The organism is Aeromonas sp. 604282 (assembly GCF_049170575.1).
Taxonomy (GTDB): Bacteria; Pseudomonadota; Gammaproteobacteria; order Enterobacterales; family Aeromonadaceae; genus Aeromonas; species Aeromonas veronii_A.
In genome coordinates this window covers 1-21364 of sequence record NZ_JAAKMV010000011.1, presented here as the reverse complement: position 1 = coordinate 21364, position 21364 = coordinate 1, and the positions used below count along the sequence as shown (strand labels likewise).

At 53.4% G+C, this 21364-nt stretch carries 18 protein-coding genes; 9 read left to right on the top strand and 9 right to left on the bottom strand.

Annotation, left to right across the window (positions count from 1 at the left end; translation table 11 throughout):
• Positions 1-137: 137 nt before the first annotated feature.
• Positions 138-677, top strand: a complete 540-nt coding sequence (locus G5367_RS13600; protein WP_199416617.1) for a hypothetical protein — start codon at positions 138-140, stop codon at positions 675-677.
• 43 nt (positions 678-720) lie between these two features.
• On the opposite strand, the gene G5367_RS13595 is transcribed toward G5367_RS13600, so the two are convergent.
• Positions 721-1920: a 3-deoxy-D-manno-octulosonic acid transferase gene (locus tag G5367_RS13595; protein ID WP_083243847.1), complete on the bottom strand. Its 1200-nt coding sequence runs from the start codon at positions 1918-1920 to the stop codon at positions 721-723.
• A gap of 236 nt (positions 1921-2156) precedes the next feature.
• Between G5367_RS13595 and G5367_RS13590 the strand changes: the two genes are divergently transcribed.
• Positions 2157-3218 carry a glycosyltransferase gene (locus G5367_RS13590; RefSeq protein WP_199416618.1) on the top strand — a complete coding sequence of 354 codons (1062 nt, stop codon included), beginning with the start codon at positions 2157-2159 and terminating at the stop codon, positions 3216-3218.
• 27 nt (positions 3219-3245) lie between these two features.
• Here G5367_RS13590 and G5367_RS13585 read toward each other — a convergent pair whose 3' ends face one another.
• From G5367_RS13585 to rfaD, 6 genes are all read right to left on the bottom strand, one after another.
• A complete protein-coding gene (locus tag G5367_RS13585; protein ID WP_199416619.1) occupies positions 3246-4319 on the bottom strand; it encodes a glycosyltransferase family 9 protein in 1074 nt (357 codons plus the stop codon).
• 8 nt (positions 4320-4327) lie between these two features.
• Positions 4328-4996, bottom strand: a complete 669-nt coding sequence (locus tag G5367_RS13580) for a glycosyltransferase family 25 protein (protein ID WP_216979751.1) — start codon at positions 4994-4996, stop codon at positions 4328-4330.
• Complete coding sequence (locus G5367_RS13575; RefSeq protein WP_199416621.1) at positions 4993-6198, bottom strand: O-antigen ligase family protein; 1206 nt, start codon at positions 6196-6198, stop codon at positions 4993-4995. The genes G5367_RS13580 and G5367_RS13575 overlap by 4 nt, the downstream gene beginning before the upstream one ends.
• Before the next feature lie 3 nt (positions 6199-6201).
• A complete protein-coding gene (locus tag G5367_RS13570) occupies positions 6202-7962 on the bottom strand; it encodes a polysaccharide deacetylase family protein (RefSeq protein WP_421244442.1) in 1761 nt (586 codons plus the stop codon).
• Positions 7959-9143: a glycosyltransferase gene (locus G5367_RS13565; RefSeq protein ID WP_421244441.1), complete on the bottom strand. Its 1185-nt coding sequence runs from the start codon at positions 9141-9143 to the stop codon at positions 7959-7961. The genes G5367_RS13570 and G5367_RS13565 overlap by 4 nt, the downstream gene beginning before the upstream one ends.
• A gap of 64 nt (positions 9144-9207) precedes the next feature.
• Positions 9208-10167, bottom strand: a complete 960-nt coding sequence (gene rfaD / locus G5367_RS13560) for an ADP-glyceromanno-heptose 6-epimerase (RefSeq protein WP_021230709.1) — start codon at positions 10165-10167, stop codon at positions 9208-9210.
• A 158-nt stretch (positions 10168-10325) separates the two neighbouring features.
• Between rfaD and G5367_RS13555 the strand changes: the two genes are divergently transcribed.
• From G5367_RS13555 to G5367_RS13535, 5 genes are all read left to right on the top strand, one after another.
• A complete protein-coding gene (locus tag G5367_RS13555; protein ID WP_421244440.1) occupies positions 10326-10970 on the top strand; it encodes a TetR/AcrR family transcriptional regulator in 645 nt (214 codons plus the stop codon).
• Positions 10971-11085: 115 nt separating this feature from the next.
• A complete protein-coding gene (locus tag G5367_RS13550) occupies positions 11086-12276 on the top strand; it encodes a glycine C-acetyltransferase (protein ID WP_005342487.1) in 1191 nt (396 codons plus the stop codon).
• 55 nt (positions 12277-12331) lie between these two features.
• Entirely contained in the window at positions 12332-13360 is a 1029-nt protein-coding gene (gene tdh, locus G5367_RS13545) for an L-threonine 3-dehydrogenase (RefSeq protein WP_005340852.1), read from the top strand.
• 196 nt (positions 13361-13556) lie between these two features.
• Positions 13557-14012: a c-type cytochrome gene (locus G5367_RS13540; protein WP_236348940.1), complete on the top strand. Its 456-nt coding sequence runs from the start codon at positions 13557-13559 to the stop codon at positions 14010-14012.
• A gap of 84 nt (positions 14013-14096) precedes the next feature.
• The gene (locus G5367_RS13535) at positions 14097-16373 is read left to right on the top strand and encodes a putative bifunctional diguanylate cyclase/phosphodiesterase (RefSeq protein ID WP_421244439.1); all 2277 of its coding nucleotides are present in this window, start codon (positions 14097-14099) and stop codon (positions 16371-16373) included.
• A 2-nt stretch (positions 16374-16375) separates the two neighbouring features.
• Here the strand turns inward: G5367_RS13535 and rep are convergent, their stop codons facing one another.
• On the bottom strand, positions 16376-18388 hold the full coding sequence (gene rep / locus G5367_RS13530) for a DNA helicase Rep (RefSeq protein WP_421244438.1): 2013 nt from the start codon (positions 18386-18388) through the stop codon (positions 16376-16378).
• A 182-nt stretch (positions 18389-18570) separates the two neighbouring features.
• On the opposite strand from rep, the gene G5367_RS13525 reads away from it, so the two are divergent.
• Together G5367_RS13525 and G5367_RS13520 are read left to right on the top strand one after the other, a co-directional pair.
• Complete coding sequence (locus tag G5367_RS13525) at positions 18571-19791, top strand: cysteine desulfurase (RefSeq protein WP_421244437.1); 1221 nt, start codon at positions 18571-18573, stop codon at positions 19789-19791.
• A gap of 13 nt (positions 19792-19804) precedes the next feature.
• Complete coding sequence (locus G5367_RS13520; protein WP_201948443.1) at positions 19805-20239, top strand: SufE family protein; 435 nt, start codon at positions 19805-19807, stop codon at positions 20237-20239.
• Positions 20240-20260: 21 nt separating this feature from the next.
• Here G5367_RS13520 and tcdA read toward each other — a convergent pair whose 3' ends face one another.
• Positions 20261-21097, bottom strand: coding sequence for a tRNA cyclic N6-threonylcarbamoyladenosine(37) synthase TcdA (tcdA, locus tag G5367_RS13515; protein WP_421244436.1), 837 nt, complete (start codon positions 21095-21097; stop codon positions 20261-20263).
• Between the last annotated feature and the right edge of the window lie 267 nt (positions 21098-21364).

Sequence of the window (21364 nt, the reverse complement as noted above, 5' to 3'; positions counted from 1 at the left end):
ATTGTATTTCGGCCGTGCAGTAGTCCTGCTCAACCTCGCAATTATGCTCACCGCTAATCAACCTTAACTTTGATGTTGTTTTTATCTCTGGAGTATATTGGCGGCTCCATTCACCAACCCCTATCACAGGTAAACTCATGAGAGTGTTATTGGCGCTGTTGTCCTTTTTTGCAGTGGCGGTGAGTGCAGATGAAAAGCCACAGGTTCCCTATTACGACTGGGGCCGATGCCCTTTTGAAGGTTGTACCTATCAGCAATGGACAACCAAACAGGAGGTGGTCGCCAGAGCAGAGCCTTCGCTGGCCGCCAACATCCTGTTCAAGGTGCCACGCGGCCAGCATGTAGAGGGACTGACGGGTGTCGTCATCGTCGAACAGCCGGGGATAGTGAAGGTTCTTAAACCGGTCACACTCGGTTATAACGACAAGAGTGAAGGCCCGCTGCTCAAGCTGAAAGCAGGCGAGCAGCTGTATACGCTGGCCAGTCTCGGGGAAGGGGCGATGCAGTTCTGGTACAAGGGCAAGACCTATACCCTGGACTATGACTACGAGCGCAACCAGATCAAATATGTTGCCACGCCGAAGAGCCAGTGGTGGGTAAAAATCCGGGACAAGCAGGGGCGTGAGGGTTGGGTTGCCGAAGCCAAAAACTTCGCCCATATGGACCGTTTAGAATAGTGACAGCCAGCTCCCCGAGATCGGGGAGCTGGCCGTGGATGACTCACTGCTTGGGTTGCAGCTTCATCTCTTGCAGATACTCCAGCACCTGGGTTTTGTAGTCCGCCTGATAGGAGAACTTGGTGCTGTCGCACGCCGCGATCAGGTTCACCGCGGTGCAGAACAGGGTGGCTGCCAGCAGCCCCTTGCCAACCCACTGCGGGTAACGGCGGCTCCAACGCACCAGCAGCAGCAGGATCGGAAACAGGGCGTAGGGGAAGATCAGCATCAGGTGCCAGTAGTTGAAGATGATGGGCGAGAGCGCCGCACTCACCAGTACCGCCAGCACCGCCGCCAGCGCATAGAGGCCGAGCCAGCTCTCACCATCCACTGGCGCGCGATCGCTACGCAGCAGACGTGGCTTGAGTTCCCGCCACAGCTGCCAGTTGGCCTTGGCCGCCAGCAGCACAGTCGCCGAGCCTACCCCGTAAATCACCACCCGCCACAGCCAGACTGCCGCCATCTGCAGGTATTCGTGCCCCGCCAGCCAGATGAACTGGGTGTCGTTGACCAGCTTGCTGGCAAACAGCCAGGAGCCGTAGCGCAGCCAGTAGAGCACTGATTTCAGCACCGGATAGACATGCACCAACCCCCAGCCGATATAGCGCTGGCGCGCCTCGGGATCGACGTTCTGGGTAATATGGCTGTTGCTCATCACTTCCATGGCGTAAGGGATCAGGGAGGCACCGATCAGCAGGGTCGCCACCACCACCCCGCTCCAGCTCACCTTGAGAATGCGGCGCCAGAACAGATAGGTGGACATTACCGCCAGCAGCGGCCAGGAGTAGTGCAGCTGCATCGCCATGCCGATGGCCAGCAGGTGAACGATCATGTGCCAGAAGGAGGCCCGCTCGCGCATATGCCAGGCCGACCAGCAGTGCATGGCCGAGAAGAGGAACAGATAGGAGGGGTTGTAGAGCAGACTCTCGTACTGGAACCAGGGGTTGAGCCAGCAGAGCACCAGAAACAGCAGACGCACCCTGTCATCAAACACCTGGCGGATCACCGCATCAAACAGCAGGAAACCGACCAACCGCATCGCCAGCAGCAACACCATGGGGGCATAGGGAGAATCCCACAGCAGCAGCGGCCCGCCAATCAGCCAGGCCGACAAGCTCCCCGGCACATTGCCCACCGCACTCGCCGCATTGCCATAGCTGAGCCAGACCCCCTCATAAGCCCCAAGGTAGCCTTTGTAGAGCATCTGGGTCTGGTCGCCGGTGAGGAGCTGATTAACAGAAAACAACCAGGAGAGCAGCAGCCCGGCAAATATACAGGCCGCGAATAATGCGTTATGGTAGCGCCCACTAAGACCAATCATTGATCCACACCTATTGAAAAAATTGCTAACGACTTTAACAGTTGCCACCTGATTTTGCTCGTTTACGATTCACATTTTTAGTAGATTTACCAGTCAGTTATGAGACCCGCGGAGCAGTTATGACCCCACCAGTTAAAAAGTTTTTATTCATTGTTGAAGACTTGTATGGTGGTGGTGCGGAAAAGGTTCTGCTCAATACCGCATCCTTGCTAAAAGATGCAGGTGTCGATGTTACCTTGTTTACCTTGCGGGAAAAAATAGACCATACGCTACCTGACAACATTCACCCGATTAATCTTGGCATTGTCACAAAGCTGACTAAAGCCATATCCAATGTTGCGGTTGAAAAAATACAAGCATCTCTGATCTTGAAAAAAGTCAAAGAGATCTCGCCTGACGTAATTATCTCATGCTCATGTGACAAAATTACCAGACACCTGCCTGATACACTGAATATTTATTACTGGATACACGGAAATGTCACCGGCTTTGCCAAAGACAATGCCAAAGGATATGAAAAATTCAAGCGTTTCTATAATGGCAAGAAACTGATCTGCGTATCTCGTGGCATCGTGGACGACATTTTACAAAATGTAAAAGCCACACCAAAATCGTGTCAGGTTATATACAATCCGTTTGATATCGAGAAAATTCAGGCGTTGGCTAATGAGCCTTTCAGCAAGCCATTCGACAAGTACTTTATCCATGTCGGCACCTTCGAAGAGCGGAAACGCCACGATCGCCTCTTGCAGGCATATCAGCTAAGTGGCGTTGATACGCCACTCGTCCTGATGGGCAAAGGGGAGCGACGTCCTCACATTGAAGCCATGATCGCGGAGATGAATCTTGCCAACCAGGTGAAGATAATCGACTTTCAGAAGAATCCATATCCCTATATCAAAGCTGCGCAGGCACTTATCCTGACATCCGATGCTGAAGGGCTGCCAACAGTGCTTATTGAAGCACTTATCTGCCACACACCAGTTATCAGCGTAGATTGTCCATCTGGACCTGCTGAAATATTGACGTTACCACTTGATAAGTTTCTAATACCGCTAGAAGATATCAATGGACTGGCTATGGCAATTAAAGTTGTTGATAATAAAAGAACAATTGTTAATCCAGACAGTTATCGACTTTTTTCTAGTGGAAGTGTAACTAGGAAATTTATATCGCTATGAGCAAGAGTTGGGGTATTCCCCAACTCTCTAGAGATAATCAGCAGACCATTTTTCAAATACCGCTCTAAATTCCGCAATATTTATATAATTCACATCTTGTTGTCCAGACTTTGTTTCTGCATAGATAATACTTGAGCGAGGATTGTTTGGATGCCACTCTACATTTTCTGGCATCCCAAAATTTTCATTGTAAATACCAAGAACCGGTTTATTCAAACCTGTTGCTATATGCACTGTGGCTGTATCTACAGACACCATGCCGGCACAATGCCTTACCTGTGCAAAAAGCGCAGCCAAGGATGGGCTATGATGGTCAATAACGACCCTGGTCGGCTCACAAACACGAGACATGATATATTTAACGTCCTTCTCACGCCCCGGTGGATATAATAGACAAATATTATAGTCTGATGAATCCAACATTGTGTTGACTAGCTCTATAGTTTTCTCAATACTGAAACAACGGGATGTACCGCTACCATATGGATTGAAACACAAAGTTTTATTACTTGGCCACCAAGACTCGACCCTATCTTCATAATCTTCGATATAAGGCACAATATAGCTAGTGTCTGGGTTAACCACACCCATATGCTCCAACAGTACCTTAAATTTTGTTGAAAAGTGCATCCCAGCCGTTTTTTGACCCAGCTTGAGATTAATACAATCAAGCTCATCATCAACCCCGGCTACATGTTTGCTGCCAACTTTAGAAACAAAATAAAGATCTTTCATCTTCATTTTTTGGCTAAAATGCACGAGGTAGTCCACGTTACCCAACTCTTTGGCCAACTTTTTTAGCTCTATATAGCTAGCTCTCTTTGGTATTTCAAAAACACAGTCAAAATTAAAAAAATCTCTGAACAGCGGGGCCATTGTGGGGGTTGTGATAACGTAAACCTTCCTATTTGGAAATTTATTTTTAATCTCCCGTGCCACCCAAGAGGAGACGATTGCATCACCAAGCTTTGCATCCCATCGGACAAAAACAGTGACACCATTTGATGACGAAGTCGCCGATGGGCTACGATCAAATAGCAGGATCCCTAGCTTACGGCGAAGCATATCCCTCCAAAACTGCAAGGATTTAATCACAGTCATCACCTCCATTATTTTTCTATATGCTGACCATAATTCCTGTCATCAATAGTAGACTGAAATAGGCCTACATCCAGACAGCAAGGTTCTACGCCAGCCGCACTCAATTTATTCCACTGCAAGCGGCCAGTAAGATAATCCGCAGGCATTCTAACTGGGTAAGCATGCTGTAAAAGTTTACGAGCACCATTTAAGGATAAAATATATCCAGCTGTGGATATAATACCTCTATTTGATTTTTTACTAGGCCGACAATAACTTGCCAAGCGGTATCCCTCAGGTAGCTTTCGCGTCCAAGGCCATTTCTTTGCCTTCCCATGATGGATAAATATTATATCCGAAGACATTTTCTGTAATGCCACATCAATGATACTTTTGAAATGCATATGAAGATATATGTCATCTTCTAATATAATGGCTTTTTCGATTTTCTTACTCACCATCATCTCATATAATTTAATATGGCTTAGTGCACAACCAACCTCCCCCAAGCTTAGTGAATGGCCACAAAGTTGCTCTGCCAAATTAATATCAACATTAGCTAGGTCCGCATCGCTTAGCTGTTTTCCATCTACAGCGTCCCAAAATGTAAAAGATAATCCCAAGTGAGCCATTTGCTTTTCAATAGCTAAGCGCCGATCATGGCTGCGCAATAAACTAATAACAAAAATAGGAATCATCTAACACCTCTATTATCTTGATTCTGGAGCCAGATAAATAATAACCCCAATGTGTAGAGAAACAATATGTTTTGATGCTCAAAAGGAACATCACTCAAACCATCAATGGCTAAAGAAATTGGTAGTAACACTGCAATTGAAGTTACACCCCAGAGCTTTGCAGCCCACCATATGGGAAGTCCCAAAAATAATAAAATTGCTACACCACCAACAGCACCACGAATAATCAAGTTTTGCATATATTGATTGTGAGAATGAGCTAAAGACGGATGTAGTAATAAAGGAGAGCTAACTCCAGATGCGACTAATGATTTTTTTATGGCATCAAACCCATCCGTACCCACCCCAAAAATGGGAGCGGAGAGAAAACCTTGCCACGCCCCTTGCCAGGCTACCAGACGCAGCCCCCAAGAGGTTCCATAAGAACCTGCCTCTGCGTTCTTGAGATCAGAAATACTGGCCTGAACCCGTGCTTGCAGCACATTGCTGTGGTGGTAAAACGCAGTGCAGCCACTCAACAACATAATCAAAAAGATGAAATATTTGAGCGGCTTTTTTATCGATTTGATAAGCACAATCAACCCAATAACGGCTATAAATGCCAGCCAAACACCACGGCTCTGCGAAGCATAGAGACTGTAAAGAGCCATCAAAATAGACAATAATGCTGCCCCTTTCTCCCATCTTGGGAGATATATCTCTTTGCATAATCCCCAAGCCAATAAAGCAATAACCAAAGATGCCTGTGAAAATAGAATTGCATTGGTAAATCCATCAACCCTAGACGCCCCTTGATATTGCTGCCATAGGCTTATACACCCCATACTAATCCCACCAATAATGATGGCGTATTGGCTGATTTTTATAACAATTTCTTTTCTAGGAACCAAAAAACCAAATAAAACGACATACACCAGACTACGCATCACACCATACTGATCACCATGTATAATACGGTTAATAAAGATGAATCCGGCATATCCAAGAAATAGCCATAATATGCGACGATCTTTTAACCCTATATCCCATTTTCTCCATATGATAAGATTAATGAATCCGATCACGATCGAGATTACCAATAAATTAGCAAGGATACTCTTTCCATTTGGCAATAGGAAAAGACCACAAAAAGTAAATGCTAATGTTGTGGAAAATAATATAGTGGTCAGGCGTTCGAACAAGACGCTCATGGCAGATGACATTGATTACTTCCTGAATACATAATTCCCGCGGATCTTGCGCCACAACCCGAATACATCAGTACGTGGGAAGATGGCAATCCGGCGGATCTTAAAAGGGTCCTGGTGCATTGCTTTGGGGCCACTATTGGTAGCGACAGCAAAACGATACCCGGCGGCGATAGCCTGCTCCTTGGCACTCTCGTTCATATCTCCGTAAGGGTAGGCAAATGAGAGCAGCGGATGGCCAAGCAGGGCCTCCAGTTGGCGTTTATTCTCCTGAATTTCATGGGCTTGTTGTTCGGGGGTGAGCTTGCTCAAACGGGGGTGAGTCAGAGTATGACCACCAATTTCCACATGACCGCTGGCAGCCAGCGCCTTGACCTGCTCACCACTCATCAATGAAACCTTGGTATCCGGATTGGTCGGATGCTCCACATCCCAACGGTTATAGCCTTCACCGGTAACCACGTACACCACGGCTTTATAACCATATTTTTCCAGCAGCGGCAGCATGCGGGTCAGGTTGTCCTGATAGCCGTCATCGGCAGTGATCATCAGGTACTTCTTGCCGTATTGCAGACGGTGGATGAAACCTTTGTCCGCCAAATCGCGGAAAGTCAGGGTTTCGTAGCCTAGCCACTTCATCAGTCGCAGATGCTTCTCGAACATGCCGATCGGCATCCAGGTGCCGTGCACTCCTTTCTCGCTATCCTGCGCGATAAAGCGGTGGTACATGATGATCGGCATCTCCCGGCGCAGGGTTTCGACTACGGCATCCTGATAGATGGTTTCGAGGCCAGATACTACCCCCTGCAAGCCATACTCATCCTGAATGCGTTGGCGAATGACTTCCGGCACCGTCTTGCTGGCCAGAGCAGATGCGATCTCTCCCTTCAGGGCCGCAAAATCAATGGCCAGATCCTTGGGTCCAATGTCACCGAAGTTGCTAGCCAGCGCTTCATCCAGATTCTGTTCAGTCACCAGACCGATTGCCCTGGCTTCACCAATGGCAAAGGCGGGCCGACCACAGAGCAGTGCTTCCATCGCCACCCGACCGGCACCAATCACCAGATCGCAACTCGCCAGCAGAGCGGGCACATCATCGACATAACCGACAAACTCGGCGCGACCTTCGAAACGGGCAAAGCGCTCCGGCACCTTGGTACCGCTGACAATCCGCACCCGACAGGCATCCAGATCAAGCACTTCGTCGAGCAGGCGGTAACAGAGCTCCCCTTTGGGGCCGCTCAGGCGCCCAATGATGGCGATCACCGGCTTTGGGTTGTCCGGCGCAGGCACAGGCTGGAATTTGTCGGTTTCGATACCGTTGCGCAGCACCTGCACGATCGCGGGATCGACCCCCAGATTGTCGACTATCTGATGGGCAATATCCTCACAAACGGCAACCGCCCGATAGCCGAGAGCATGGAAGGCTTTACGCGAAGCGTGCACCGGCTGGCGACCATGCACCGTGGTAATCATCGGGGTGCCAGTCAACTTGCAAGCCACATAACTGCTCCAGCCGGAGGCGCGGGAGTGAGCATGCACCAACTGAATATGGTGTTTCTTGATGAGGTATATAAGGTAAAAGACGTGCCAGAAGCGTCGCAGAATGCTGCGTTTGTTGAATCTCAGCGTGAAGACGGGGCCAAGAGTCGGTTTGGTCAGGGTGTCTGAAACGTAAAAAACATTGTGACCACGCCGAGTCAGTTCGTTACCGACCGTAGTGGCATAGACCTCAGCTCCCGTTACCTCGAGCTGGGAGAGTGCCATCAATATATTCATCCTGTGCGCCCTCCGCCAAAAATACCCGAACATATCACACAATGGGAAGAGTGTTTGCTCTCACCATCCAATAACTGCTCGATCTGTCTCATACTCTCCCGCAGATTGAAAATCTTGGCTCGCTCCTTCGATAAGGAACTATATGTTGATAGCATCTTTTTATTTTCAACCATTTGGCGTATTGCCAATGCCAGCGCATGTTCATCCCCGACAGGAACAAGAACACCATATTTTCCACCATCAAGAGCTTCATTAGGTCCAGTACAATCTGTTGACACAATGGCCTTTCCCAACGTCATCGCCTCAACGAGTACAACTGGATAACCCTCATAGTATGAAGACATGACAAATAGATCACTAGCAGCAAGAAATGGATATGGATTTTCTTTGAATCCAAGTAAACTTGTACTGCTACCAATATTATTGTTTTTTATAAATAACTCGAGCCCCGCTCTATCATCACCCTCCCCTAAAATAGTAAGGTGATAATTAGCTCCGGCATCAATATTTATCTTATGAGCAGAAAGTAATATATCGAATCCTTTTTGGGCATTGCATAACCGTCCAATAGCAATAACTTTTATTTTCCCTTCACTCGTAATAGGCTCATGACTCTTCTGCATTATGCCATCGATATCAACAGGGTTATAAACCACATGAGTATATGATTTCACCTCAGGATACAAATTCAATAATGCATCTTGTGCACCTTTAGAGACACAAACAATCTCATCCATTTCCTTATAAACTTTTCGTTCAACTTTCCTGGGAAGAATTTGATGACATATCAAGTCTATATGGACCCACGCTATTTTTCGTACAATCGCATTCAGGTGGGATAACAACAGCGAGCTATTGCCTTCCAAAAATGCCACACCGACATCATATCGTTCGCTAAATATGAAACTGGCCAAGCATTTGGTATTGACAACAAAATTCCACCAACGTTTTTTAATAGAAAATAAAATTTTCCGCTGAAACCACCCCGATGGTTCGGTCGGCAACAGAAATTTTACTGTTACATTTTTGGGGACCTGAGATAAATATACACCCTCACGCCTCAATAAAAGCAAAGTTATAGCGTACTTACTAAAATCCAAACGCTTAAGCGTTTCAATAAGGACCTTTTCGGCGCCTCCTCCGCCCAATGTTTCCATTATAAATAAAACTTTTTTCTTCATGCTTACCACATAGAAAATAATGAAAAAGCCGCCTGATTGGCGGCCATTCCGCAAGAGCGAATAATTAAGCCCGGTTGAGCCAGGCCATGTAATCCGCTACCCCTTCGGCAACGGTTTTGAACTCGGCGTCATAACCCACGCTGCGAAGCTTGGTCATGTCAGCCTGGGTGAAGCTCTGATAGCGGCCCTTGAGGTGATCTGGGAAGGGAATGTACTCGATGGCCCCCTTCTGATGATGCTTGATCACCGCTTCGGCCACGTTCTGGAACGGCTCGGCACGGCCGGTACCGCAGTTGAAGATGCCGGAGTGCTGCGGATTCTGCCAGAACCAGAGGTTTACCTTGCAGACGTCGTCGATATAGATGAAGTCACGCATCTGACCACCGTTCGGGAAGCCATCGCAACCTTCAAACAGCTTGGGATTCTCGCCCTTCTTCACCTGGGTATTGAGGTGGAAGGCAACGGAAGCCATGGAACCTTTGTGCTGCTCGCGCGGGCCGTAGACGTTGAAGTACTTGAGGCCAACGACCTGAGAGTTGATCTCCGGCATCCAGCGGCGCACATACTGGTCAAACAGCTGCTTGGAGTAGCCGTAGACGTTGAGTGGCTGTTCGAACTTGGGATCTTCGATGAAGTTGTCGTTACGGCCACCGTAGGTCGCGGCAGAAGAGGCGTAGATGAACGGGATTTCACGCTCGATGCAGTAGTGGAACAGATCCTTGGAGTACTCGTAGTTGACCTCCATGATGAACTTGCCGTTCCACTCGGTGGTGGCAGAGCACGCACCTTCGTGGAATATCACCTCGATGCCGTTGTCCCACTCTTCAAACTCGTCACCGGAGACGATGCGCGCCTGAAACTCGTCTTTGTCCATGTAGTCAGCGATGGTCAGATCGACCAGGTTGACGAACTTGGTGCCGTCGGTCAGGTCATCAATGACCACGATATCGGTCCGTCCTTGAGCGTTCAGCTGCTTGACCAGATTGCTGCCGATAAAGCCAGCACCGCCAGTTACTACGATCATGGAGTTTGCCTCTCGTACGTTGATGGCTACATGTGACTGCTTGTTAAAGCTGTGTATAGTGAGCCAATTTGAAATTGCCGAAAAGTTTATCACGGGCCGTCCGGGGATTCGACCTTGTTCAAAACTGCCCCGAGCGGAACCTGTTGGAGGAATGAGTGATGAAAACCAGAGACAGGATCATTCACAGCGCGACCGAGCTGTTCAACGATCAGGGTGAACGCAACATCACCACCAACCACATTGCGGCGCACATGGGCATCAGCCCAGGCAACCTCTACTACCACTTCCGCAATAAAGAAGACATCATCCACTCCATCTTCGACCAGTATGCCCGCCACCTGAGCGAGAGCTTCGTCCCGACCCGCAACCGCGAAATCACCCTGCAAGATCTGATGGGCTATCTGGATGCCATCTTCTATCTGATGTGGCAGTTCCGCTTCTTCTACGCCAATCTGCCGGACATCCTGAGCCGTGACGAACCGCTGCAACAGAAGTACCTCAAGGCCCAGGAGCAGATGCGTTCTTCCGTGGTCGCGCTGCTCAGAAGCCTGCGCGAAGGGGGCATTATCGATGTCAGCGATGAAGACCTGCCGGATCTGGGCCAGACCATCAAGATGGTGGTGACCTGCTGGATCCCGTTCCAGATTGCCCAGGCCCCCAACACCCGCATCACCAAGCCGCTGCTCTATCAAGGCGTGTTGAAGGTGCTGTTCCTGCTGCGCCCCTATGTGCAACCCCAGGTAGCCGGACAGATCCAGCAGCTGGAGCAGCACTACCGCCAGCTGGCCCAACCAGCTGTGTGAGATCTGTTTCACATTTGTTGAATATCAGCACAATCATTTGAATTTACCGCAACAGATTGCAGTAAAATGTCGCCCTCTGTTGATACGCAGCTGAAATAGCCAATAAGGATCGAGGATGTCTAACGGATTCTATCGTCACCTGACCGAGCAACTGAACCAGGTGCAAGCTGAAGGGTTGTACAAGCAGGAGCGCATAATCACCTCCGCCCAACAGGCCAGCATCGCCGTCGGCGGTGAGCAGGTACTGAACTTCTGTGCCAACAACTATCTTGGGCTGGCCAACCACCCGGATCTGATCGCTGCCGCCCATCAGGGACTCGACAGCCACGGCTTCGGCATGGCCTCGGTGCGCTTCATCTGCGGCACCCAGGACCAGCATAAAGCGCTGGAGCAGAAGATGTCTGCCTTCCTCGGCACCGAAGACACCATCCTCTACTCCTCCTGTTTCGATGCCAATGGCGGTCTGTTCGAGACCCTGTTCGGTGCCGAAGATGCCATCATCTCCGATGCCCTCAACCACGCCTCCATCATCGACGGCGTGCGGCTGTGCAAGGCCAAGCGTTATCGCTATGCCAACAACGACATGGCCGAGCTGGAAGCCCAGCTCAAGCAGGCTGACGCCGACGGCGCCCGCTTCAAGCTGATCGCCACCGACGGTGTCTTCTCCATGGATGGCGTCATCGCCGACCTCAAATCCATCTGCGATCTGGCCGACAAATACGATGCGCTAGTGATGGTGGATGACTCCCACGCCGTCGGCTTTATCGGCGAAAACGGTCGCGGCACCCACGAATATTGCGGCGTGATGGATCGGGTCGACATCATCACCGGCACCCTGGGCAAGGCGCTCGGCGGCGCATCCGGCGGCTATACCTCCGGCAAGAAAGAGGTGATCGACTGGCTGCGTCAGCGCTCCCGCCCCTACCTCTTCTCCAACTCGCTGGCCCCCTCCATCGTTGCCGCCACCATCAAGGTGATCGACATGCTGGCGGAAGGTCACGACCTGCGCGCACGTCTGAAAGAGAACAGCCGTTACTTCCGCGAGCGGATGAGCGCCGCAGGCTTCACTCTGGCTGGCGCAGACCACGCCATCATTCCGGTGATGCTGGGGGATGCCAAACTGGCCTCCGAAATGGCAAGCCGCATGCTGGCAGCCGGCATCTATGTGGTGGGCTTCTCCTTCCCGGTCGTGCCCAAGGGTCAGGCGCGCATTCGCACCCAGATGTCTGCCGCCCATACCCGCGAGCAACTGGACAAGGCGATCGACGCCTTTATCCGCATCGGCCGTGAACTCGGCGTTATCTGATTTGAATCAAGGGGCTGCAGCCCCTTTTTTCTGCATTCATATTGAAGGAACAGCCATGAAAGCACTCTCCAAACTGCACAAAGAGGTCGGCATCTGGATGACGGATGTGCCGGCTCCCGAGCTCGGCCACAACGACCTGCTGATCAAGATCCGCAAAACCGCTATCTGCGGCACCGATATCCATATCTACAACTGGGACGAGTGGTCCCAGAAGACCATTCCGGTACCCATGGTGGTCGGCCACGAATATGTCGGCGAAGTGGTCGCCATCGGTCAGGAGGTGCGAGGCTTCGCCATCGGCGATCGGGTCTCCGGTGAAGGTCACATCACCTGTGGCCACTGCCGCAACTGCCGCGCCGGGCGGACTCACCTGTGCCGTAACACCATTGGTGTTGGTGTCAATCGCCCGGGTGCCTTTGCCGAATATCTGGTGATCCCCGCGTTCAATGCCTTCAAGCTGCCGGACAATATCCCGGACGAGCTGGCCGCCATCTTCGACCCGTTCGGCAATGCGGTGCACACCGCCCTCTCCTTCGATCTGGTGGGTGAAGATGTGCTCATCACCGGGGCGGGCCCTATCGGCATCATGGCCGCCGCCGTCTGCCGCCATGTGGGTGCGCGCCACGTGGTGATCACCGACGTCAACGAATACCGGCTGGAGCTGGCCCGCAAGATGGGCGCCACCCGCGCGGTCAACGTGGCCAAGGAGAAGCTGGCAGACGTGATGAGCGAGCTGGGCATGACCGAAGGGTTCGATGTGGGGCTGGAGATGTCCGGCGTCCCGAGCGCCTTCCAGGAGATGCTCGACAAGATGAACCACGGCGGCAAGATCGCCATGCTCGGCATTCCCCCCTCCACCATGGCCATCGACTGGAACAAGGTGATCTTCAAGGGGCTGTTTATCAAAGGGATCTATGGCCGAGAGATGTTCGAAACCTGGTACAAAATGGCCAGTCTGATCCAGTCCGGGCTGGATCTCTCCCCCATCATCACCCACAGATTCCACATCGACGAATTCCAGCAGGGGTTCGATGCGATGCGCTCCGGCCACTCCGGCAAGGTGATCCTCAGCTGGGACAAATAACGACTTTCAGCCCATATATGCAAGAAACCCGGCATCCGCCGGGTTTCTTTTTATCAGCAACGATTGAACGGACCTGATTAAGGAGAAACTTTGCACGCAGAGTGTTTAACACTTCACACACAAGCGTTTAAATGGCTGTAACTATTCGGTTATAATCCCGTCGTTTACATGGATAATAAAAGACTGCTGGGAGTATATGAGCGTGTTGAAAAAACTGAGCTATTTGCTGGCTGTCGGGATGACGGCCGCCAGCTTGTCTGGGGCAGTACTTGCTGCCGATGAGATGTCACCGGAAGCCATTGCCGAGCGGATAAAACCGATCGGTCAGGTCTATACCGCCAAGGATCTGGAAGGTATCGCCGGCGCGAGTGCGGCTCCTGCGGCAACCGCCTCTTCCGGCCCACGCGATGGCGAGACGGTGTTCAAGGGTGCCTGCTTTGCCTGTCACGACACCGGTGCCGCTGGTGCCCCCAAACGGGGTGACAAGGCCGCCTGGGAGCCTCGTATCGCCCAGGGTATTGATACTCTCAAGAAACATGCCATTGAAGGCTTTACCGGCAAGTCCGGCATGATGCCTCCACGCGGCACTTGTGCAAACTGTAGTGATGAAGAGATTGAAAACGCCATCCACTACATGATCGACAAGCTGTAAGTGTTTGAAAGGGCCGCAATTGCGGCCCTTTCAATCTATCGGCTTCCGACTACTCTTGTAAGGTAGACATATCGGGAGTTGCACATGTCGTCCCAATTAATCGAACCCCACTACTCAACTCCTCTGTTGGCGTTGGTTTCTGCCATTATGGACTTCCCGGCGCCACAAACCGCCACGTCTGACGATTACGACGCCCTGATCCAGCAGATTGACCAACTCTGCCCGCTGCAACACTTCGGCATGCTGGGACTCTCCGATACCGGCCTTAACTGGCTTTACGCCTACAAAGTCAGTGATATCTTCAAGCAACAGCTGGGCCGGGAGCAGTCCCGCATCACCGATCAGCTCACCCAGTTGGACGAAGCCGAAGGTTGGTGCGTCTTCCCCATCGAGCATGGTCAGATACAGTGGCTGCTGGCGCGCGGTACCCCAGCCGACCTGCCGACCCTGCGCCTGCTACTGGAGTGTCTCTCCAAGCGGCTGACCGAAACCCAGGCGGGCTCCCATCTCACCGAGTTGCCTTCACCCCTGATCCGCAAAGACCCGAACTGGAAAAAGAAAATTGAAAGCATCAGCCGCATCATGCGGCTCGCCAACACCTTGCCCGGTCAGGCGCTCTTCTCCCAGCTGGAGGCTGTGCTGCGCCAGATGCTTGCCATCGAGGATATGCTGCTAGTCAGGGTCCACAGCCATGCTCTTGAGAAGACCTATCCAGTACATCCTCGCCAAAGCGATGAATTCATCAGCAGTTTGTGCCACAGCACCAGCAATATCGAGGTGAACAGAGAGGCGATAGACTGGTACAGCATGCCGCTACGGCTGCAACAACAGTACTTCGCCCACTTCATCATCAGCACAGCGCAACCGCTGGAGACAGACGACAAGCTCTTTCTCGACTTCCTGCGTGGTCAGCTGACCCTGCTGCTGGAGCTGAGGCGGATCCGCCAGCAGCTCAACGACATCAATAGTGAAGACTCCATCAACCAGCGCTTGCAGCAACTACGCCAGACCAATCTTCGGCTGCAAAAGCAGCTCAAGCAGCATCAGGAGCTGGAGCGCAGGCTGCAATTTGATGCCCTGCATGATCCGTTGACCCAGCTACCGAATCGGGCACTGCTGATGAACCACCTTAATCAAGCCATGACCCACTACAACCGCTACAAGTCGCCGGGATTTGCAGTGATCTTCATCGATGTGGATCACTTCAAGCAGATTAATGACACCCTGGGCCACAGTGCCGGCGATCAACTGCTCAAAGAGGTGAGCCGCCGCCTGCAGACCTGCATCCGGCAAAACGATATGGTGGCCAGATTGGGGGGCGACGAGTTCGTCATTTATCTTGATAGCAGCAAACATGAAGATGACATCAGCCCGGTGCTCAACCGTATCATCAGCCGTCTCTCCTATCCGTTCCGGCTGCTCGGCAATGAGCTGAGTATTACCGTCAGCCTGGGGGTATCGAGTGTGTCCGAACAGACATCGGATATCAGCCAGTTGCTCCATCAGGCCGATCTGGCCATGTACCAGGCCAAACGTAATGGCCGTAGCCGCATCGTCAGCTATTCAGAGGATTGTGTTCATCAAAACTGGAACTCGCCGGAAGAGATGCTGGCTCGGGCTCTGCGGGAAGGACGCATCGTCCCCTACTACCAGCCAGTTATCAGGCTACAGGATAGCCGTCTGACCGGGCTGGAGGTAATGGCGCGCTGGCTGACCGAAGAGGGCATTCTCAAGGATGCATTCGACTTTATTCCGCTGGCGGAACAGTGTGGCCTTATTCTGGAGCTGGATTATCAGATCCTGCGCCACACCTGCCAGCAACTGAAAGTGTGGCTGCCAATCTCGGGCCAGAGCAAGTTCAAGGTCGCCATCAACCTCTCCGGCAAACATCTGGTCAACCATGAACACATCATGCGGTTGGTGGACATTATCGATGAGGAAGGGATAGCACCTGGCTATCTGATCTTTGAATTCAATGAACGGGAGCTATCACGCCAGGATTCCGATGCGCTAGCCTCCCTGCATGAACTGCGTGCCAAGGGCATTCAGATCAGCCTGGACGACTTTGGTACCGGCTTCTCCTCCCTCAACGCCCTGTTCCACTTCCCGGTAGATTACATCAAGGTGGATGACAGCTTTACCCAGCGGATGCTGCAATCGCCCAAAGATTTGGCTCTGATCCGCGCCATGCGGGATATCTGTCAGGATCTCGATTACACCCTTGTAGTCGAGGGGATCGAGAACCAGCAGCAGTTGCAGAAGCTAATCGATATTGGCTGCCGGATGGGGCAAGGGCGCTATATCTCTCCCCCGATGCCGGGAGCAGACATAGTGCCGCTGCTTACCCCGGCCAATCCTTAACGTTAATCCTTCTTGAACAGCGCCCGCAGGTTGGCAACACCGACCTGCCCCTTCTGCTGGCGCTCCTCGGCAGTCACCTTCCTCTGGTTTTCCCACTCCAGATCGTCCTGCGGCAGCTCCAGCAGGAAGCGGCTCGGCTCTGGCCGTACCGACTCGCCAAACTGGCGTCGCTCCTTGCAGAGGGTGAAGGTAAGCTCGGTCTGAGCACGAGTGATACCCACGTAGGCGAGACGCCGCTCCTCCTCCACGTTATCCTCGTCGATACTGGTCTGGTGAGGCAACAAACCCTCCTCCATCCCCACCATGTAGACATAGGGGAACTCCAGCCCCTTGGAGGCATGCAAGGTCATCAACTGCACCTGATCGGCATCGTCTTCCCCCTCATTGCGCTCCATCATATCGCGCAGGGTGAGTCGAGTGACCACCTGAGCCAGCGTCATCGACTCCTCCAGCTCATCCCCTTCCAGCATCTCGGTGATCCAGCGATAGAGGGTGGAGACGTTCTGCATCCGCATTTCGGCCGCTTTCGGGCTGGGGGAGGTCTCGTATAGCCACTCTTCGTAGTGGATCTCCTTGATCATGTCCCGCACCGCCTCCACCGGATTGCCGCGCAGCGCTTGATCGCCAAGGCGAACCAGCCAGTTGGTAAAGGCCTGTAATGCAGTGAGGCCCCGCCCGGAGAGGTGCTGCTCGAGCCCCAGCTCGAAGCTGGCAGCAAACAGACTCTTACCGCGCTGGTTGGCGTATTGGCCAAGCTTTTCGAGGGTGGTGGGGCCGATCTCGCGACGCGGCAGGTTGACCACCCGCAGGAAGGCGGTGTCCTCATCCGGATTCACCAGCAGCTTGAGGTAGGCCATGATGTCCTTGATCTCGGTGCGGGAGAAGAACGAGGTGCCGCCGGAGATGCGATAAGGAATCCGGTTGGTCATCAACGCCTTCTCGAAGATGCGCGACTGATGGTTGCCCCGATAGAGGATGGCGTAATCCTTGAACCGGGTGCGGTTCATAAACTTGTGGCCCATCATCTCGGCGGCGATCCGCTCCGCTTCGTGCTCCTCGTTCTTGGCGAACAGCACCTTGAGCTTCACCCCCTCATCAAGCTCGGAGAAGAGCGCCTTGTCATAGACGTGCGGGTTGTTGGCGATCAGGATGTTGGCGCACTTGAGGATACGCCGCTTGGAGCGGTAGTTCTGCTCCAGCTTGATCAGCTTGAGACTGGGGAAATCCTCGCTCAGCAGCACCAGATTCTGCGGCTTGGCACCGCGCCACGAGTAGATGGACTGGTCGTCGTCCCCCACCACGGTAAAACGGGCCCGCTCGCCGACGATCTGCTTCACCAGCTCGTACTGGCTGGTATTGGTGTCCTGGTATTCATCGACCAGCAGATAGCGGATCTTGTTCTGCCAGCGCTCGCGCACCTCCTGATTGCTCTTGAGCAGCAGGGTCGGCATCACGATGAGGTCGTCAAAATCCAGCGCGTTATAGGCCACCATCTGGCGGTGATAACGCTCATAGAGCTGAGCCATCAACACCTCGTCCGGCCCGCGAGCAATACGCATCGCGCGGGCAGGCAGAATAAGGTCGTTCTTCCAGTTGGAGATCTGGGTAATGAGGGCCGAGAGCTTGTCCTTGTCGTTGTCTAGCTCGTCTTCAGTCAATTCTTTCAGCAGCGCCAGCTGATCGGTGTCGTCGAACAGGGAGAAGTTCGCCTTGAGATTCAGGCTCTTGTGCTCCCGGCGGATGATCTCGAGCCCCAGAGTATGAAAGGTGGAGACCATCAGCCCCCGCGCTTCCTTGCGGCCCAAAGTCTGGCCAACCCGCTCCTTCATCTCCCGTGCCGCCTTGTTGGTAAAGGTAACTGCGGCGATGTTGCGCGCGTTGTAACCACACTGTTGCACCAGATAGGCAATCTTGTTGGTGATGACGCGGGTCTTGCCCGATCCGGCACCCGCCAGCACCAGGCAAGGGCCGGAAACATACTTGACCGCTTCGTTCTGATTGGGGTTGAGCTTCATGGGCCGGATCTCTTGGCTTATGATGAGGGGCGGCATTGTACCAGAAATCACCCGACGAGCCGTACCTGCTGCATGGCAGGCAACCGCCATTCCGGCTTATCGCGCCTTGTTTTCGGGCGCTATTTTCAGGATCATGGCCGACCTTTCGAGATGATGACTTTTTCCGGATGATGAGGGGGAGCATGAATCAGCAACAGCACGACCAACTGCGCAGCCAGTTTCCGGCCTTGGCGCAGGTGGTAAACAGCCACCCTCTGGTCTATCTGGATAACGCCGCCACCACCCAGAAGCCGCAAGCGGTACTGGATGCCATCGCTCACTACTATGGGGCCGACAACGCCAACGTGCACCGCGCCGCCCACGCTCTGAGTGGTCGCGCAACCCGCGCCTTCGAGGCCGCCCGCGAAACGGTCGCCCGCTTTATCAATGCGCCTTACTCTCGCGAGGTGATCTGGACCCGCGGCACCACGGAAGCGATCAACTTGGTTGCCCAGAGCTGGGGGATGAGCGAGCTCAAGGCGGGGGATGAAATCATCCTCAGCACCCTGGAGCACCACGCCAACATAGTCCCGTGGCAGCTGGTCGCCCAGGGCACCGGCGCAGTCATCCGGGTTATCCCCCTCGATGAGCGGGGCGATCTCGATCTGGCCGCCTATCACGCCATGCTGGGGCCACGCACCCGGCTGGTGAGCGTGGCCCACGTATCCAATGCCCTCGGTACCGTCAATCCAGTCAAAGAGATGGTGGCAGCGGCCAAGGCAGTCGGCGCTCTTACCCTGATCGACGGCGCCCAGGCGGCGGCTCATCTCGAGGTGGATGTGCAAGCCATCGGTTGCGACTTCTACGCCTTCTCCGGCCACAAGCTCTATGGCCCGACCGGCATCGGTGTGTTGTGGGGCCGCACCGAGCTACTGGAGCGGATGCCACCCTGGCAAGCCGGTGGCGAGATGATCGATCGGGTCAGTTTCAGCGGCACCACATTCAATACCCTGCCCTTCAAGTTCGAGGCGGGCACTCCCCATATCGCTGGCGCTATCGGCCTCGCCACCGCCATCGACTTTGTGATGGCGCAAGACCGGAGCTCATTAGCCAAGCATGAAGAGGCGCTGACCAACTATCTGGTCGCAGGCCTGCAACAGGTGCCGGGGCTGCGCCTAATCGGCGAACCCGACCAGCGCGCCGGTGCGGTCTCGTTCCTGCTGGAGGATATCCACCCGCAAGATGCCGCCACCCTGCTCGATATGCAGGGGATCGCCCTGCGAGTCGGCCATCACTGCGCCATGCCGCTGATGGAATCGCTCGGGATCGGCGGTACCCTGCGCGCCTCCTTGGCCTGCTACAACAATCGGGATGATATCGACGCCCTGCTGGCCGCTCTGCACAAACTCAGTGACTTCTTCTAAGGCAGACAACCGAATGAGTGACCTCGCAAGCTATACCCAGATTGGCCTTGAGCCCAACGCCGACACCATCCGCCAGCAGTTTGCCGCCGCCCACGGCTGGGAGAACCAGTATCGGCTCATCATCCAGCTCGGCAAGCAGCTGCCAGCGCTACCCGGCGAATGGCAGCAGGAGGAGTTCCGCCTCAAGGGGTGTGAAAGCCAGGCTTGGCTGAAGGGAGAACAAAGCGAGGATGGCTGCTGGCACTTTGCCTGTGATTCCGATGCTCGCATCGTGCGTGGCCTCATCGTCATCGTGCTGGCGGCACTCAACCACCAATCGTCTGCGGCGATCCAGGCATTTGATATGGAAGGGTATTTCACCGAACTGGGACTTGAGAAACACTTGAGCCCGTCACGAGGTAACGGGCTCAGAGCGATCGTGCTGGCGATCCGGGAGCAGGCAGTCTAACCCGCCTTGTTCAGTGGTCGATTAGGCTTCGCCAATCGACCCGGCGTTTTCATTCCCTGCCTCTTTCTCGGCGCGGGCGCCCCGCTCGGCAATCTTCTTCAATACCCGGGACGCGGCAACCAGCCCAAAGGTTGCCGTCACCGGCGTCACGGCGCCAAAACCGGAGGCGCAATCCATCTTCATAGTGCCATCGCTGGCTGCCTTGGCCTGGCAAGTGCCACCATTGCCATCCGGATAGCTCAGCTGCTCGGTTGAGAAGACACACTCCACCCCGAATTTGCGCGCCGGATTCTTGCTGAAGTTGTGCAATCGGCGCAGATCGGAACGCACCTTGGCCGCCAACGGGTCTTGAATAGTCTTGGCCAGATCGGCCACAGTGATCTGGGTCGGATCCATCTGCCCGCCAGCACCACCCGCCACAATCACCGGGATCTTGTTACGCTTGCAGAAGGCAATCAGCGCCACCTTGGCCTTGACCGAATCGATGGCGTCCACCACATAGTCAAACTCTCGCTTGATATGCTCGGCCAGGTTGTCGGCGGTGACGAAATCGTCCACCTCGATCACTTCGCAATCCGGATTGATGCCGCGAATGCGCTCAGCCATCACCTCGGTTTTGAGGCGACCAACAGTCCCCTGCATGGCGTGGATCTGGCGATTGGTGTTGGTGATGCAGATATCGTCCATGTCGATCAGGGTGATCTGGTTGATACCGGCACGGGCCAGCGCCTCGGCCACCCAGGAGCCTACGCCGCCGATCCCCACCACACAGACCTTGGCCTGGCTAAAGGAACGCAAGGCGTTCTGACCATAAAGACGGGCAATGCCCCCGAATCGCTGTAGATATTCCGCTTTCATACCACCACCTTGCTTGAGGGCGGCCATTATAACGGCAACCAGAGCCAGCGGCGATGGCATAACCGGAGAAAATCGGGGAGGGAAAACAGAGAAACGGCGGAGAAGAGAGAATGAACGGTCAATTATCAGGCTATTTGCTGAATTGCAGGCAATAAAAAACCCCGCTCGATGAGCGGGGTTTCTTGTATTGGGTGCCTGGCAGTGTCCTACTCTCGCATGGCGAATGCCACACTACCATCGGCGCTACCGCGTTTCACTTCTGAGTTC

Bases quoted from the DNA above. Each gene is read 5' to 3' on its own strand.
- G5367_RS13600 (WP_199416617.1), top strand. From the start codon at position 138: ATGAGAGTGTTATTGGCGCTGTTGTCCTTTTTTGCAGTGGCGGTGAGT.
- G5367_RS13595 (WP_083243847.1), bottom strand. From the start codon at position 1,920: ATGCTCTACAAAGGCTACCTTGGGGCTTATGAGGGGGTCTGGCTCAGC.
- G5367_RS13590 (WP_199416618.1), top strand. From the start codon at position 2,157: ATGACCCCACCAGTTAAAAAGTTTTTATTCATTGTTGAAGACTTGTAT.
- G5367_RS13585 (WP_199416619.1), bottom strand. From the start codon at position 4,319: ATGACTGTGATTAAATCCTTGCAGTTTTGGAGGGATATGCTTCGCCGT.
- G5367_RS13580 (WP_216979751.1), bottom strand. From the start codon at position 4,996: ATGATTCCTATTTTTGTTATTAGTTTATTGCGCAGCCATGATCGGCGC.
- G5367_RS13575 (WP_199416621.1), bottom strand. From the start codon at position 6,198: ATGTCATCTGCCATGAGCGTCTTGTTCGAACGCCTGACCACTATATTA.
- G5367_RS13570 (WP_421244442.1), bottom strand. From the start codon at position 7,962: ATGAATATATTGATGGCACTCTCCCAGCTCGAGGTAACGGGAGCTGAG.
- G5367_RS13565 (WP_421244441.1), bottom strand. From the start codon at position 9,143: ATGAAGAAAAAAGTTTTATTTATAATGGAAACATTGGGCGGAGGAGGC.
- rfaD (WP_021230709.1), bottom strand. From the start codon at position 10,167: ATGATCGTAGTAACTGGCGGTGCTGGCTTTATCGGCAGCAATCTGGTC.
- G5367_RS13555 (WP_421244440.1), top strand. From the start codon at position 10,326: ATGAAAACCAGAGACAGGATCATTCACAGCGCGACCGAGCTGTTCAAC.
- G5367_RS13550 (WP_005342487.1), top strand. From the start codon at position 11,086: ATGTCTAACGGATTCTATCGTCACCTGACCGAGCAACTGAACCAGGTG.
- tdh (WP_005340852.1), top strand. From the start codon at position 12,332: ATGAAAGCACTCTCCAAACTGCACAAAGAGGTCGGCATCTGGATGACG.
- G5367_RS13540 (WP_236348940.1), top strand. From the start codon at position 13,557: ATGAGCGTGTTGAAAAAACTGAGCTATTTGCTGGCTGTCGGGATGACG.
- G5367_RS13535 (WP_421244439.1), top strand. From the start codon at position 14,097: ATGTCGTCCCAATTAATCGAACCCCACTACTCAACTCCTCTGTTGGCG.
- rep (WP_421244438.1), bottom strand. From the start codon at position 18,388: ATGAAGCTCAACCCCAATCAGAACGAAGCGGTCAAGTATGTTTCCGGC.
- G5367_RS13525 (WP_421244437.1), top strand. From the start codon at position 18,571: ATGAATCAGCAACAGCACGACCAACTGCGCAGCCAGTTTCCGGCCTTG.
- G5367_RS13520 (WP_201948443.1), top strand. From the start codon at position 19,805: ATGAGTGACCTCGCAAGCTATACCCAGATTGGCCTTGAGCCCAACGCC.
- tcdA (WP_421244436.1), bottom strand. From the start codon at position 21,097: ATGAAAGCGGAATATCTACAGCGATTCGGGGGCATTGCCCGTCTTTAT.